Raw genomic sequence first — 15,569 nt, 5'->3', positions numbered from 1 at the left:
AGCGGATTAGTGTTCATAGCTGACCAGCCTCATGTAGGGCATCAGGGTTCCCGAACCCGCCACATGGGAGGTGCCACTGTGCGCGAGAAGATAGGCCTGCATTTCCGGATCTATGCGCGTCTCGGCCGAAGCCATATCAGCACCGGCGGACAGGCCGCCGTCCATGGCAGCGAAACCGCTCACGCCGCTCACGCCGCGCCAGACGAGAACCGCCACCGCCGCCATGGAAGCAGCGAGTGCTCCGGTGACGATGTGCCGGCGCAAGCTGTAGGAAGCCCTCGCCTTTGCAGGCGCGAGAATCGCCGGTTCGAACGCGATCCGGTGCGCCACTGCCTCCGCCAGCCTGTTGCCGACGGGAGTCCGTCCCGTGCGAAGCACTTCGCCGATCAGGTAATACCGGCTCAAGGTGGAACGGAACTCCTCCCGCTTTCCGATCAACCGCAAATAGCCCTCGGCTTCGGCCAGGTCCATCTCGTTATCCACGAAAACCGAGGCCTTTTGTGCCATATGCTCTTCCAACATCGTTCGATTCCTAATTCTCAATCAGTCGAGTAACGGCCGGAGCCGTTTGTCTATGGCTTCTCTCGCCCTGAAGATGCGGCTGCGGACCGTGCCGACCGGGCAGTTCATGACTTCGGCGATTTCGTCGTAACTCAGTCCGTCCAGCTCCCTCAGAGTTATAGCCAGCTTGAGTTCCTCCGGCAACTCGTTCAGCGCCGATTGAATCGTTGCCGCCAGCTCGTCGCTCAAAACCGCCGCTTCGGGCGTATCGACATCTTTTAGACGGTGGCCGTTCTCGAATTGTTCCGCAGATTCGACGTCGAACTCGTCCTCGCTGGGCCGGCGTGAACGGGTGACGAGGTAGTTTTTTGCCGTATTGATCGCAATGCGGTAAAGCCAGGTATAGAACTGGCTGTCCCCGCGAAACCCCGGCAGCGCCCGATAAGCCTTGATAAAGGCCTCTTGCGCCACATCCAGTGATTCGTAGGGGTCCTTGATGTAGCGGGAAATGAGCTGGGTGATTTTGAACTGGTACTTTCTGACGAGTAAGTCGAAAGCTCTCTTGTCGCCGCGCTGTACCCGTCTGACGAGTTCGTCGTCCAGTTCTTCACTCATCCCCATTCCACGCATCGCCTTGGACATCACACCATTTCCTTCCGGGAAATCCTCGGAATCGCGGACAATCACGATCCGCTGCTGGAACGGATAGGCGGAAACAAGATGCTGATTATCTTATGTTCGGAAGTGCGCTTCAACGCAATGCCGATTTACTGTAACATGCCGTTAACACAACGATACCCATGGACAAGGACATCATCTACGACGCGCTCATCATCGGCAGCGGTGCTTCGGGCCTCAGCCTGGCCCTGCGGCTCGCCGGCCAGGCCCGGGTCGCCGTCTTGTCGAAGGTCGCATTGAGCGAAGGCAATACCCGCTACGCCCAAGGCGGCATTTCCGCTGTGCTGGATGCCCAAGACTCGCTCGAATCGCATATCGAAGACACGCTGGCGGCCGGCGCCGGTCTGTGTGATCCAGACATCGTGCGCCTGGTGGTCTCCCAAGGCAAGCAGTGCATCGACTGGCTGCTCCAACATGGAGTCGCCTTCACCGAAGTCGAGAGCACCGACGGCGCCCATCATCTGCACCTGACCCGAGAGGGCGGTCATACCCACCGGCGGGTCGTGCATGCCGCCGACGCCACCGGCCGCGCCGTGGAGTCATCGCTGGAACAACACGCCCGCGCCCATCCCAACATCGATCTGTTCGAGTACCACAACGTCATCGACCTGATCACGTCCGGCAAGCTCAGCCTCGCCGGCCCGCAACGCGTGTTGGGCGCCTACGCGCTGGATACGAAAACCCACCGTACCCGGACGTTCCGCGCGCGCGTCATTGCATTGGCTACCGGTGGTGCCAGTAAGGTATATCTTTACACCAGCAATCCCGACGTTTCCACCGGCGATGGCATCGCCTTGGCCTGGCGGGCCGGTGCGCGGGTGGCGAACATGGAATTCATTCAATTTCACCCCACCTGCCTCTACCATCCTCACGCCCGGTCTTTTCTGATCTCCGAGGCCGTGCGCGGAGAAGGTGGCCGCTTGCTGCTGCCCGACGGCAGTGCGTTCATGCAGCGGTTTGATCCGCGCGGCGAACTGGCGCCCCGTGACATTGTGGCGCGCGCCATCGACCACGAAATGAAACGCCTCGGCGCCGACTGTGTTTACCTCGACATCAGCCACCGGCCGGCCGACTTCATCAAGAGCCATTTCCCGACGATTCATGCACGCTGCCTGGAATTGGGGATCGACATGACCCGTGAGCCCATCCCGGTGGTGCCGGCAGCACATTACACCTGTGGGGGCGTCGTGACCGATCGCCTGGCGCGGACGGATATCGCTGGCCTTTATGCAGTCGGCGAGGTGGCCTGCACCGGCCTCCACGGCGCCAACCGCATGGCCAGCAACTCCCTGCTGGAATGCCTGGTCTTTGCCAAGCAGGCCAGTGAGGATATCCTTAAGCGCCTGGGCGACATTCCTCCTCCCCCGCTGCTGCCGGACTGGGACGAGTCGCAGGTCACCGATTCCGACGAGGAGGTCGTCGTATCCCATAACTGGGACGAGATCCGGCGCTTCATGTGGGATTACGTGGGCATCGTGCGGACCGACAAACGACTGCAGCGCGCCTTACACCGGGCGGAGCTGCTCAAGCAGGAAATCGCGGAGTACTACGGCAACTTCCGGGTCACCAGCGATCTACTGGAACTTCGCAACCTGATCATTGTCGCTGAACTCATCATCCGGTCGGCCCTCCAGCGGAAAGAGAGCCGCGGATTGCACTTTACCTTGGACTATCCGGAACGGGACGAGACCCACCCGCCGCGGAACACCGTCCTCCAGCCCTGAGCACGCTGGGCTCAGGCCGCCCGGCCATACATCCGGACCTGGTGGGCCAGACGGTCGGCGTGCTCCTCGTGCAGTTGAGCCCAGTCGAAGCGCCAGCTCCAGTTGTCGCCCACCGTGCCCGGCGTGTTCATGCGGTGTCCCCGCCCCAGCTCCAGCACATCCTGCATAGGAACGATCGCCAGCCGCGCGACCGAGGCCATGGCCGCCTGAACCAACGCCGCCGGCATGGGGAGGCCGGACCGGCCGAGATAGTCGTAAACATACCTTTGCTGATCCGGCGAAAGCCCTTCGAACCAGGACAACGTCGTATCGTTGTCGTGTGTACCGGTGTAAACGACGCTGTCGAGAGCATGGTTGTGGGGTAGATACGGATTCCGGGGACCGCCTTCGAATGCAAACTGGAGTATCCGCATGCCGGGGATCCGGAAACGTCGCCGCAGCGCATCCACCTCGGCGGTGATAATGCCCAGATCTTCGGCGACCAAGGGCAGTGTTTCGCCGAAGGTCTCGATACAGCGCGACAAGAGCGCCTCGCCGGGAGCCTTGACCCAGCGTCCCTCCATCGCCGTCGGGGAAGAGGCGGGGATTTCCCAGTAGGCTTCGAACCCCCGGAAATGGTCGATGCGGATCAGGTCATAGAGGTTGAGCTGGGTACGCAGGCGATTCAGCCACCAGGAGAAACCCGAGCGCTCCATGTTTTCCCAGTTGTAGTGAGGGTTTCCCCAGCGCTGGCCGGTGGTGGAGAAATAATCGGGAGGCACGCCGGCGACGACACGCGGCTCGCCGTCATCGTCAAGTTCGAAATACTCCCGTCCGGCCCAGACTTCAGCGCTGTCCGAAGCGACGAAGATCGGCATGTCACCGAACAGCAGCACGCCAAGCCTCCTGGCGTATTCATGCAAACCCTGCCACTGCTCGAAGAACACGAATTGTTCGAAGCGGACCCGGGCGATGATGTCGGCATACAAAGTGCCCGCCGACGCCAGGGCATCGGGTTTGCGGTCCCTCAATGCCTTGGGCCAGGCCTGCCAGGGCAGACCACCGTTGACCTCTTTGAGCGCTGCATACAGGGCGTAATCGGCCAGCCACCAGTCGTTCGCGCTGACGAAATCGCCGAACGCCGAACACAAGGTGTCGGCAGTTCCGCGCCGGCGAAAAGCTTCGAAGGCCCGCTCCAACGCCTGTTGCCGGACGGTTTTTGCATCTTCGGCGGCAGGAATGGCATCGGCTTCCAGCAGTCCACGCTCGATCAGCCAGCCCAGCCCGATCAGGAGCGGATTGCCGGCGTGCACGGACGTGCATTGATAGGGTGAACCGTCCTCGTGAGTCGGATTGATGGGCAGCGTCTGCCATACCGAGACGCCTGCCGCGGCGAGAAAATCCACGAATCGGAAGGCATCGGCCCCCAGATCCCCGTTTCCCGGACCGCCGGGCAGGGAGCTGATATGGAGCAGAATACCCGCTCGGCGCCGATCGAAAATTCCGTGAGCATCCATGTGGCTATGACACCGAAAACAACGGGTGGAGCAGCAGTCCCGACCCTCCGGCCGGCACTTTCAAATCGCGATCAGCGATGGAAGTGCAGCTGCTGGCCGAGGCAATCGGGCGTCACCAGGACGATGCCGTCGGGGCTGACATAATAACGCTTGCGATCCTCCTCCAGATCCTCACCGATGACGGTGTTGGGCGGGATATTGCAGCCCTTGTCGATCACCGTCCGCCTGATCCTGCAATGGCGCCCGATGTTCACTTCCGGGAGGATCACCGAATCCAGCACGTGCGAGAATGAATTCACCCGCACATTCGAAAACAATAGCGAGTGGCGGACCTCGGCGCCGGAGATAATACAACCGCCCGAGACCATGGAATCCACGGCCATGCCGCGCCGGTCGTCGTCGTCGAACACGAACTTGGCCGGTGGCGTCTGGGCCTGATAGGTCCAGATCGGCCATTCCTGGTCATACAGATTGAGCTCCGGATCGACGCCGATCAGCTCCATATTGGCGGCCCAGTACGAGTCTACCGTTCCCACGTCACGCCAGTAGGACTGCACGCCGCTCTGGGCATTGCGGAAGCGGTAGGCAAACACGCGGTATTTCTGGATGACCTGAGGAATGATGTCCATCCCGAAGTCATGGTTCGAGCCGGGGGTGTCGGCATCCTTGATGAGCTGCTCGAACAGGAAGCCGGTGTTGAAGATATAGATCCCCATCGAAGCCGCTGCGTAATCGGGCCGGTGCGGGATGGCCGGAGGATCGGACGGCTTTTCGACGAATTTCTGGATACGTTGTTCGGCATCCATCTGCATGACACCGAATGCCCGCGCATCGGCGAGCGGCACCTCCAGGCAACCGATGGTAAGATCGGCGTTCTTCTCCACGTGATAGGCCAGCATGAGGCCGTAGTCCATCTTGTACACGTGGTCGCCGGCCAGGATCAGGATGAACTCGGGATGACGCTGCCGGATGATGTCCAGGTTCTGGTACACCGCATCTGCCGTCCCCGCGTACCAGCTTTCCTGCAGCCTCTGCTGGGCAGGCATGATGTCCACGAATTCGCCCAGCTCGCCGCGCAGAAAGCCCCAACCCTGCTGGATGTGGCGGATCAGCGAATCCGCCTTGTACTGGGTCAGTACGCCGATCTGGCGTATTCCGGAATTGACGCAATTGGACAGAGGAAAGTCGATGATGCGGAATTTGCCGCCAAACGGTACGGCAGGCTTGGCACGCCATTCCGTCAGTTTCTGCAGTCTGCTTCCGCGACCGCCCGCCAGGATGAGGGCCAGGGTTCGCCGGGTCAGCCGACTTACAAAACGGGATGAAGCGTGCATCGACTCGGGCATATAAGGGACTCCTGATTCCTGGCGAGGGGCAAACGCGGCAGGAAATCTGGTAACATCCTGCCACAGACATCGCATATTCCGGCACCGACCTGCCGGCATTGTACTATCAGAATTCCAGCAAAGTGAATCCGAACGGGAGGGATGCGGTTTGACGGACAGCTCGACCTTGACAGAACTCTCGCCGGACTTCCAACGGCTCATCGAAGCCCGCCATCACGATCCGTTTGCGGTGCTGGGCCGCCACCGGCGAGAAGGCCGGGATATCATCCGCGCTTTCCTGCCTCATGCCGAGGAAGTGCGTGTCGGCCCCGATGGACGGGTCATGGCACGTCTCGCCGGTACCGCCATTTTCGAATGTGAGGTCGAGGCGGGGGCCGCCGATCTGCACTACCGACTGTACTGGACCGACCAGACGGGGCAGACTCACAGCTTCATCGATCCGTACACCTTCCCTCCCCGGCTTTCCGAGTTCGATCTCTACCTCTTCGGGGAAGGCCGTCACTGGAACATCTATCGCATTCTGGGGGCTCATCCGCATAGCGTCGATGGGATCGACGGCATTTTGTTCGCGACTTGGGCGCCCAACGCGGAACGCATCAGCGTGGTCGGGGAATTCAATGGCTGGGATGGCCGCCGGCATCCCATGCGGGTGCGCGGCGCCAGCGGCGTATGGGAACTGTTCATTCCCGAACTGCAGCCGGGCCTGCTGTATAAGTTCGAGATACGCAACCGGCCGCATGGTACCATCCATCTCAAGAGTGACCCCTACGGTCGGCAGTTCGAGCTGCGGCCGAACACCGCCTCTATCATCACCCGCGAGAGCGGCTATGCGTGGAACGATGCCGGCTGGCTCGCCCAGCGCAAGGACTGGCCCTGGCTGCACCGGCCGCTGTCGGTATACGAGGTGCACGCCGGCTCCTGGAAGCGCGATCTGGAGGGCGGCTATCTGAACTATCGCGATCTCGCCCACGACCTGGTCGACTACGTCAAGTCGGCGGGCTTCAGCCACATCGAGCTGATGCCGGTGACGGAGCATCCGCTGGACGCCTCCTGGGGCTACCAAACCACCGGCTATTTCGCTCCTACCAGCCGCTTCGGCACTCCCGACGATTTCCGTTATTTCGTCGATCATTGCCATCAGAATGGCATCGGCGTGATCCTCGACTGGGTCCCAGCGCATTTTCCCAAGGATGCCCATGGTCTGGCTCGCTTCGACGGCACTGCACTGTACGAGCACGAAGATCCCCGCTTGGGCGAGCACCGCGATTGGGGCACGCTGATCTATAACTATGGCCGCAACGAAGTCAAGAATTTCCTGCTGGGCAGTGCGCTGTTCTGGCTGGAGGAATTCCACCTCGACGGCCTGCGCGTCGATGCCGTCGCCTCGATGCTCTATCTCGATTATTCGCGTCAGCCGGGCGACTGGATACCCAACAAGTACGGCGGCAACGAAAACCTGGAGGCCATTGCCTTCCTACGCGATCTCAATACCGTAGTACACCAACAGTTTCCAGGCGTGCTGGTCATCGCCGAGGAATCGACCGCCTGGCCCCAGGTCACCCGGCCGACCTGGACTGGGGGGCTGGGCTTCTCCATGAAGTGGAACATGGGCTGGATGCACGACATTCTGGTCTATATGAGCAAGGATCCAGTGCATCGGCATTACCATCACGACCAGCTCACGTTCGGCCTGCTGTATGCCTTCACCGAAAACTTCGTCCTGCCCTTCTCGCACGACGAGGTCGTCCATGGCAAGGGTTCCATGCTGGCAAAAATGCCGGGCGACGAATGGAGGCGCTTCGCCAACCTGCGTGTCCTGTACACCATGATGTTCACCTACCCCGGCAAGAAACTGCTGTTCATGGGCTGTGAATTCGCGCAGACCGGTGAATGGAACCACACGACGGCGTTGGACTGGCCCCTGCTCGAATCCAACCTGCACAAGGGGGTGCTGCATCTGGTGAGCGATCTGAACCGCCTGTACCAAAGCACCTCCGCGCTCTACACCTACGATTTCGAAAGTCAGGGCTTCGAGTGGATCGACAGCCACGACGCGGCGCAGTCGGTCATCAGCTATGTCCGCCGGGATGATGACAGCCACGTGATCGTCGTCTTGAACTTCACCCCGGTGCCGCGCCACAACTACCGCATCGGTGTGCCAGAGCCGGTTCGCTACCGAGAAGTCTTCAATTCCGACGCCGAATGCTATGGGGGTGCCAATCTCGGCAACTGGAACATCGAAACCGAAAACGTCGAATGGATGGGACGTGCCCAGTCCGCCGTGCTGACCCTCCCGCCCCTGGCCGGTATCGTGCTGGCGCCCGTCGCTCCGCCAGCCAAACCTGACACCAGAACGCCGGCCGACGAATGAAAGTCCTGTTCATCTCCAGCGAGGTCTTCCCCCTGATGAAGACCGGCGGGCTTGCAGACGTCTCCGGTAGCCTGCCGGCGGCCTTGTCCGCCCTGGGCCATGACGTGCGCATCCTGATGCCCGCCTACCCCGAGGCCATCGCCGCTGCCGAAACCCCCAAACAGCTGAGTCTGCGGCAGGCTGGCAGCCAGCTGACCCTGTTGTCGACGCGCTTGCCTGGCACCGCCGTGCCGCTCTGGCTGCTGGATGCCCCGGCCTCGTTCGGCCGCTTCGGGAACCCTTATCTGGCGCCCAACGGCGCCCCCTGGCCCGACAATGCCGAACGCTTCGCCCTGCTCGCGCGCGTCGCCGTCGATCTGACCCAGGACCGCCTCGGCCTCGGCTGGAAACCCGATGTCGTCCATTGCAACGACTGGCAGACCGGCTTGATCCCGCCGCTCTTGAGCGACGAGCCGAGTCGTCCGGCCGTGCTGTTCACCGTCCACAATCTCGCCTACCAGGGGCTGTTTCCCTACGAGACATTCCAGCGTCTGGCACTGCCTCCACGTCTTTGGAAAATGGAAGCGCTGGAATTCTACGGCCAGCTTTCCTTCATCAAAGGCGGTCTGGTATTCGCTGACCGCATCAATACGGTGAGCCCGAGCTATGCGGAAGAGATCCAGACCCCTGAGTTCGGCTGCGGCCTGGACGGTCTGCTTAGAAGCCGCAGATCATGCCTGAGCGGAATTCTCAACGGTATCGACGATGTAGCCTGGAATCCGGCCACCGATCCGCACCTTCCCGCGACCTACGGTCCGGACACCCTTGAGCGAAAAAAGATCAACCGCGCGGCGCTTAGACAGCGGTTCGGGCTGCCGGACGACCAGGAGGTCGCCGTGCTCGGAATGGTGGGAAGGATGGTCGAGCAGAAGGGAGTCGATCTGTTGATCGACATTCTGGATGATCTGCTGCAGTTGCCGGTTCAGCTCGTCATCCTGGGCAGCGGCGACAAAGAATTCGAACGCAGCTTCGAACGGGCCGCCGCAGCCTGTCCGGAACGTATCGCCGTCACCATCGGCTATGACGAACCGCTGGCCCATCTCATCGAAGCTGGCGCCGATATCTTTCTGATGCCCTCCCGCTTCGAACCGTGCGGATTGAACCAACTCTATAGCCAACGCTACGGCACTGTGCCGATCGTACGCAAGGTGGGCGGACTGGCAGACACCGTGGAAGATGCCACGCCCGAGCGCATTGCAGCCGGACAGGCCAGCGGCATCGTGTTCGAGACAGCCAAGCCCGCCTTTCTGCTGGAAGCCATCTACCGCGCCCTGGCACTGTACCGGGAGCCCGAGGTGTGGCGGGCGATCTGCAAGTGCGGCATGACCAAGGATTTTTCTTGGCGCAAAAGCGCCTCCCAGTATGTCGAACTCTACCGGGAGGCGCTGGCCGGGCTGAATGCCGGCCGTTCCATCGCCGACCCCCGGTACGCGGCCTAAAAAAACCGTCAAAGTCCGTCAGGCCGGGCCGTACCGCATCCTAAGACGCTCCCGGTTCAGTGCCAGCCATTGCAAGCCAATGATGGGAATGGCCGACCGGATCCGCCCTTCGCCGAGCAGGACCATCGCTTCGGCAAAGTCGACCACGCTGACCAGGATGTCCTCATGTTCGTCGGCCAGGCCGTGGATTCCGCCGAGGCCGGAGGAATCCACGATGCCGCAATAAAGGACGATGCTTTCGGAGCAGCCGCCTGGCGTAGTAAAGAACTCCGACACCGGTATGAGTTCAAGAATCCGGCTGCCGGCCTCCTCCATCGTTTCGCGATGGGCCACTTCGTCCGGCTGTTCGCCCGGTTCCACGGCGCCGGCAACGATTTCCAGCAACCACGGATTTTCCCCCGATTTGAGCGGTCCGACCCGGAACTGTTCGATCAACACCACTCGGTCGGCCACCGGATCGTAAGGGATGACCGCCACGCAACTGCTCCTGTGGTACAGCTCGCGCGTGAGGACTTCGCTCCAGCCGCCGCCATGAAGGGTATGGCGCAGGCGCAGCCGTAGCAGCGTGAAGAATCCGCCGTGAAGCTGCTCCTCCCGCAGAACTTTGAACTCGCGGGTCATCATTACAAGCGTGGCGACGAGGTGGCGAGTTTTGTCAAAGCCGTTTCCACGCTGGTGCCCAGTTGCCGGATGACGCGGTCCAGTAAGGTCTCCCGGTGCGAGTAATTCACGATTTCCTTGGCGCCGATGACCGTCTCGGCCACCTGATGCAACTCGCCGACGGCGTCCACGAGCCCCAGCTCGATTCCTTCGGCCCCGGTCCATACCAGGCCCGAGAAGATTTCGGGCCGGTCCTTGAGACGATCGCCACGGCCGGCCTTCACCGCTGCGATGAACTGTTGGTGAACCGCGTTCAGCAACTGCTGTACGTGCTGTTTCTCGGCCGGATCTACCGGACCGAACGGATCGAGGATCGCCTTGTGATCGCCCGCCGTCATCACCCGGCGTTCCACCCCCAGTTTCTCCAACGTTCCGACAAAGCCGAAACCATTCATGATCACCCCGATCGAACCGACGATGCTGGCCGGGTTCACAAAGATCCTGTCGGTGGCCGAGGCGATGTAATAGCCGCCCGAGGCACAAAGATCGGACACGACGGCATAGATCGGCAGCGCCGGATGTTCCTTCTTGATCCGACGGATTTCATCGTAGACATAGGCCGATTGCACCGGACTCCCGCCCGGCGTGTTCATTCTGAGGACGATGCCTTTCACTCCCTTGGCCTCGGCCGCCTCGCGCAACCCCTCAATGATGGTGTCGGCATCGATCTCACCGCCTTCGGCGATGGTGCCGATTACATCCACGACCGCCGTGTGTGCCTTGCTGGGTGCCGTCAGACCGCCTTGAGCCAGCGGCTTGAAGGCCAGTATGAAGCCGAGCCCGATCGCGGCAACCAGGAATACCCTGAACGCCAGACTCCACCGCCGTGCCTTCCGCTGCTCCACCAACGCTTCGAGCAGAAGCTTTTCCAGCAGTTCCCGGTCCCAGCCGGACGAGGGGCGGGCCGGTTCGGTCGATGACTGGGGTGTCGAATCCTCATTCATAGTTCTTGAACCCTGTGGAATTTTGAGACGGAAAACGAGAGTACTCGCGAATGAGCACCTGCGCCGGCCTCAGCGCCTGACAGCCGAGAGAAAGTCATGAAGGTCCTGTTCCAGGGGCGCTTCGACGCGAACCTCGCGTCCGCTTCGAGGATGGATGAACACGAGGGTCGCGGCATGCAGAAACAGGCGCTTCAAGCCGCGCTGGCGGAAAGCCTGGTTGAGCGAGGGGTCTCCATAACGTTCGTCACCCGCCAGCGGATGACCCAGCGACCTGGCATGCACCCGGATTTGATGGGTACGGCCGGTCACCGGCTTGGCTTCCACCAGCGTCGCCCCGGAAAGCGGTTCCAGGCGGCGGAATTCGGTGATTGCCGCTTTCCCCTCGGACGATATCTTCACCATCCGCTCACCGCTCTGCAAGACATTCTTGAGCAAGGGGGCGTCCACCACTTGTCGCCGGCGCGCCCACACGCCGCTGAACAGCGCCAGATAAGTCTTGTCCACCCCCTCCCCCCGAAATTGCTCGTGCAACTGCCGCAGTGCGGAACGGCGCTTGGCAATCAGCAGACAGCCCGAGGTATCACGGTCCAGCCGGTGTACCAGCTCGAGGAACCGCGCTTCCTCCCGCGCCGCCCGCAGACCTTCGATCACCCCGAAACGGAGGCCGCTGCCGCCATGTACCGCCATGCCCGCGGGTTTGTTGACGACCAGCAGGTCTTCGTCTTCATACAGGATCCGGTTTTCCAGCCGGTCCCGCAGCCATGGTCCCGGGACCTCTGCCGCCGGCGCCTCGGCGAGGCGCAAGGGCGGGACCCTGATGACGTCACCCTCGTTCAGCCGCTGCCGTGCCTTGCTGCGGCTGCCGTTGATCCGCACCTGGCCGGTACGCAGGATGCGGTACACATGGCTCTTGGGGACACCCTTAAGGCGCGCAAACAGAAAATTGTCGATGCGCTGGCCGACAGCCTCGGCATCGACTTCGATCAGGCGAGGTCGGTTCGGGTCTTGCAGGAGAGGTTTCATTACGGAAAAATCATATCAGCTTTACACCTTAAATTGATGCTTTTGCTGAAGGTTGCTATAGTTCATATTGGCATTTCACCGACCGCGTGCCTGATGGCGCGAGTCGTCTTCGGTGAGAGCCCCAAAGAATTGTTGAACGAATGACCCGGCGCATCGCCTGAAATACACAGACGCACCCCATGCGGCTACCTGCGGGCGGAAGCGTCGCAAAACAGTGGTGCCCGCCGGAATTCCAATATACAAATCAAAAACCCAAGGTCTGGATGCTCGACCATTGACGAGCTCGAGAGTTAAGTTTTCCAACACTATCATTATCCGTCGGACCGGCCTTCGGGCCGAGCGGACTGGCCGTGTTTTCGCACGGTATGGAAGTGGACGGGCCACGACGAAAGACCCTGCCGAACGCAGGTTCGAGGCTGGCATCGCGCTGCCTACCGTTCGCCGAATGGGAACGGTGCAGGAACCCTCGGGTTCCCCCGCAGCCCATCTTTAACACACAGCATCGGGATACCCATCATCCGATCGATCGCTTCGATATCGCGAACCTGAAGAAGAGCATTCGCATGACAGAAGAAACAGAACAGGAAGGGATGTGGGCGAAATCCTGCGGCACAACCGGTTCAGGCGGTTCTCCAGCAAGAACGCCCAAGGAATCCATTGATGAAAAGAATGTTGATCAACGCCACGCAGCCCGAGGAATTGCGGGTCGCGCTGGTCGATGGACAAAAGCTTTATGACTTCGACATAGAAATCCCGTCGAGGGAACAGAAAAAAGCCAATATCTACAAAGGCCTGATTACCCGTGTCGAGCCCAGCCTCGAGGCGGCGTTCGTGAATTTCGGCGCGGAGCGGCACGGCTTTCTGCCGTTCAAGGAAATCCTGCCGAAATATCTCGGCGCCAGCGGCGAAGAATCCATCTCCCGGCGGGAAATCAAGGACGTCCTCAAGGAAGGCCAGGAAGTCGTCGTCCAGGTCGAAAAAGAGGAGCGCGGCAGCAAGGGCGCGGCCCTGACTACCTATATCAGTCTGGCCGGCAGCTATCTCGTGCTCATGCCGAACAACCCCAAAGCAGGCGGTATTTCCCGCCGCATCGAGGGCGACGTCCGGTCCGACATGAAAGAGACGCTGAGCCAGCTCCACGTTCCCGAAGACATGGGGGTCATCATCCGCACGGCAGGCGGTGGCAAGACGGTCGAGGAACTGCAGTGGGACCTCAATTATCTGCTGCAGCTGTGGGAAGCGATCGAACGCTCGACGCGGGAAAAGCCGGCGCCGTTCCTGATTTTTCAGGAAAGCAACGTCATCATCCGGGCCCTGCGCGACCATCTGCGGGGTGACATCGACGAAATTCTGGTCGACAACCCTTCGACCTTCAGGCTGGTACACAGCTTCCTGCAACAGGTCATGCCGCAGTTCATCAATAAGGCGCGCCTGTATCAGGACAACGTGCCACTGTTCAGCAGGTACCAGATCGAAAGCCAGATCGAAATGGCCTATGCCCGCGAAGTGCCGCTACCCTCCGGCGGTGCCATCGTCATCGACCATACCGAGGCGCTGACGACCATCGATATCAATTCGGCGCGGGCCACCAAGGGCGGCGATATCGAAGAAACCGCGCTGAACACCAATCTCGAGGCCGCCGACGAGATCGCCCGCCAGTTGCGCCTGCGCGACCTGGGAGGATTGTTCGTGATCGATTTCATCGACATGATGGCGGCCCGCAACCAGCGTGCGGTGGAGAACCGTCTGCGCGAGGCGGTGCGCCTCGACCGGGCGCGCATCCAGCTCGGCCGGATTTCCCGTTTCGGCCTGATGGAAATGTCACGCCAGCGCCTGCGGCCTTCGCTCACCGAAACGGCACTCCTGACCTGCCCGCGCTGTAAGGGCCAGGGGACGATACGCAGCGTCGAGTCGCTGGCCCTGTCCATCCTCCGCGTCCTAGAGGAGGAAACGATGAAAAAGAACACCGACCGGATCATCGCTCAGTTGCCGGTCGAATCGGCCACCTATCTGCTGAACGAAAAACGCGCGGCGATCCAGCAGATCGAGACACGACACAACGTGGCCATTACCATCATCCCCAATCCACATCTCGAAACGCCCAACTACGACATACAGCGGATCCGGAGCGGCGGGGCCGGGGCGGAGGAAGAGGCGCGTAAGAGCAGTTACCAGCTCATAGCCGAGAAATCGCCCGAGGTTCCCAAGTCCATACGGATGCCCAGTGCCGCTGCGGAAGCTCCAGCGGTGCGGGAATTCATTCCCGCCGCCCCGCAGCCGTCCGGTGGCGATCAGCGTCCCCAGGCTCAACCGGGGCAGCACGGCGGCGGACTGATCAAACGTTTCCTCAACATCCTGACCGGCCAGCGCATCGAGGACCAGCCATCATCCCCCGAGGCGGCTCAATCATCCGCGGAACTGCCGCTGCCCGTGCCTTTCGTGCAGACGGGCAAGACGTCCGGTGAACAGGCGCAAATGAGCGCCGGTTCGGCCGACGAAGGTGAGCGTCCTGGTGACCAGCGCCGCCGTGAGCGGGACGGCAGCAGACGCGGCGGCAGTCGCCGGAAACATCCTGCGCAGCGGGACGAAACTGCCGACAGGCGCCGCAGTGGGCTATCGGCGGATATCGAAACCAGTCAGGAGCTCGGAACGGAAGGATCGCCCCAGATCATGGCTGCCCAAGAGGATCGGCCGAAATCCACGGAGGATCGCGGCCGCCGGCGGGATGGCAGGGGCCAGCGCCGTCGAATCTCGGCTCAGCCCATGACCGAATCACTGGCGGAAGATATCGCAGATGATACGGTCACGACGGAAAGTCCGGCAGCCACTGCGGATTTGAACGACCGGCTGCCGGTCGCCGATTTCGGCGAAACTCACGAACAAAGTGATGGCATCTGCTACGATCCGGCCGAAGGAGACTTCGGGGAGGCCGAACTCCGCCCGCGGTCTCCACGGTCGCGCCGGGCCGGCGTGAGGCGGCGCGGACGTGGCAGGCGGGATCGTCGTCCGGTAACCTCAGGTGAGCCGGAGGTAGGCGAAACTTTCGAGCCGGTCGGCCTCGAAGTACCCGAACGCAACGCCGTGGTAGCCGGGACCGAGCCGGCCTTACCGGGAGAAACCGACGATCGCCGTACCGTGCCGCCCGCCTCCGAGGTGTTTTCAACACTGGCGGAACACGAAGCTCATGCAGAATCCCGTCCGGAGCCTGACTACCATGCGCCCGGCCTGCCGCCCAAAGCATGGGAGCCCCCCAAACCGGATCACGAACCGCGGGACGATCGCAACGATCTCTTGCCTCCTGTTGAGCGCGGAACCGGGTCCACGGAGTGAGCATTGCCAACGGGCACA

General features: G+C 61.5%; 11 protein-coding genes. 4 read left to right on the top strand and 7 right to left on the bottom strand.

Annotated elements, in window-relative coordinates; translation table 11 throughout:
- Nucleotides 1-6: 6 nt before the first annotated feature.
- On the bottom strand, nucleotides 7-522 hold the full coding sequence (locus N4J17_RS13415; RefSeq protein ID WP_198321926.1) for a sigma-E factor negative regulatory protein: 516 nt from the start codon (nucleotides 520-522) through the stop codon (nucleotides 7-9).
- A gap of 21 nt (nucleotides 523-543) precedes the next feature.
- Entirely contained in the window at nucleotides 544-1,122 is a 579-nt protein-coding gene (rpoE, locus tag N4J17_RS13410) for an RNA polymerase sigma factor RpoE (RefSeq protein WP_277458243.1), read from the bottom strand.
- A 179-nt stretch (nucleotides 1,123-1,301) separates the two neighbouring features.
- Here rpoE and nadB point away from each other — a divergent pair, with 179 nt between their 5' ends.
- Nucleotides 1,302-2,903, top strand: a complete 1,602-nt coding sequence (nadB, locus tag N4J17_RS13405; protein ID WP_198321924.1) for an L-aspartate oxidase — start codon at nucleotides 1,302-1,304, stop codon at nucleotides 2,901-2,903.
- A gap of 11 nt (nucleotides 2,904-2,914) precedes the next feature.
- On the opposite strand, the gene malQ is transcribed toward nadB, so the two are convergent.
- Nucleotides 2,915-4,399, bottom strand: coding sequence for a 4-alpha-glucanotransferase (gene malQ, locus N4J17_RS13400; protein ID WP_277458211.1), 1,485 nt, complete (start codon nucleotides 4,397-4,399; stop codon nucleotides 2,915-2,917).
- Between the two features lie 71 nt (nucleotides 4,400-4,470).
- Entirely contained in the window at nucleotides 4,471-5,745 is a 1,275-nt protein-coding gene (gene glgC / locus N4J17_RS13395) for a glucose-1-phosphate adenylyltransferase (RefSeq protein ID WP_198321922.1), read from the bottom strand.
- Between the two features lie 148 nt (nucleotides 5,746-5,893).
- On the opposite strand from glgC, the gene glgB reads away from it, so the two are divergent.
- Both glgB and glgA read left to right on the top strand, forming a co-directional pair.
- Nucleotides 5,894-8,116: a 1,4-alpha-glucan branching protein GlgB gene (gene glgB / locus N4J17_RS13390; protein ID WP_198321921.1), complete on the top strand. Its 2,223-nt coding sequence runs from the start codon at nucleotides 5,894-5,896 to the stop codon at nucleotides 8,114-8,116.
- Entirely contained in the window at nucleotides 8,113-9,594 is a 1,482-nt protein-coding gene (gene glgA / locus N4J17_RS13385; protein WP_198321920.1) for a glycogen synthase GlgA, read from the top strand. The genes glgB and glgA overlap by 4 nt, the downstream gene beginning before the upstream one ends.
- Before the next feature lie 18 nt (nucleotides 9,595-9,612).
- Here the strand turns inward: glgA and N4J17_RS13380 are convergent, their stop codons facing one another.
- The 3 genes from N4J17_RS13380 to rluC form a co-directional block, all read right to left on the bottom strand.
- Nucleotides 9,613-10,215 carry an NUDIX domain-containing protein gene (locus N4J17_RS13380; RefSeq protein WP_198321919.1) on the bottom strand — a complete coding sequence of 201 codons (603 nt, stop codon included), beginning with the start codon at nucleotides 10,213-10,215 and terminating at the stop codon, nucleotides 9,613-9,615.
- Nucleotides 10,216-10,217: 2 nt separating this feature from the next.
- Nucleotides 10,218-11,198: a signal peptide peptidase SppA gene (gene sppA / locus N4J17_RS13375; protein WP_198321918.1), complete on the bottom strand. Its 981-nt coding sequence runs from the start codon at nucleotides 11,196-11,198 to the stop codon at nucleotides 10,218-10,220.
- A gap of 69 nt (nucleotides 11,199-11,267) precedes the next feature.
- A complete protein-coding gene (gene rluC / locus N4J17_RS13370; RefSeq protein ID WP_198321917.1) occupies nucleotides 11,268-12,221 on the bottom strand; it encodes a 23S rRNA pseudouridine(955/2504/2580) synthase RluC in 954 nt (317 codons plus the stop codon).
- Nucleotides 12,222-12,881: 660 nt separating this feature from the next.
- Here rluC and N4J17_RS13365 point away from each other — a divergent pair.
- Complete coding sequence (locus tag N4J17_RS13365; protein WP_198321916.1) at nucleotides 12,882-15,551, top strand: Rne/Rng family ribonuclease; 2,670 nt, start codon at nucleotides 12,882-12,884, stop codon at nucleotides 15,549-15,551.
- Nucleotides 15,552-15,569 lie beyond the last annotated feature (18 nt).

It is taken from the genome of Methylococcus capsulatus (assembly GCF_036864975.1).
Lineage (GTDB): Bacteria > Pseudomonadota > Gammaproteobacteria > Methylococcales > Methylococcaceae > Methylococcus.
The sequence above is the reverse complement of the archived record's forward strand: the minus strand, read 5'-3'. Positions and strand labels throughout refer to the sequence as shown.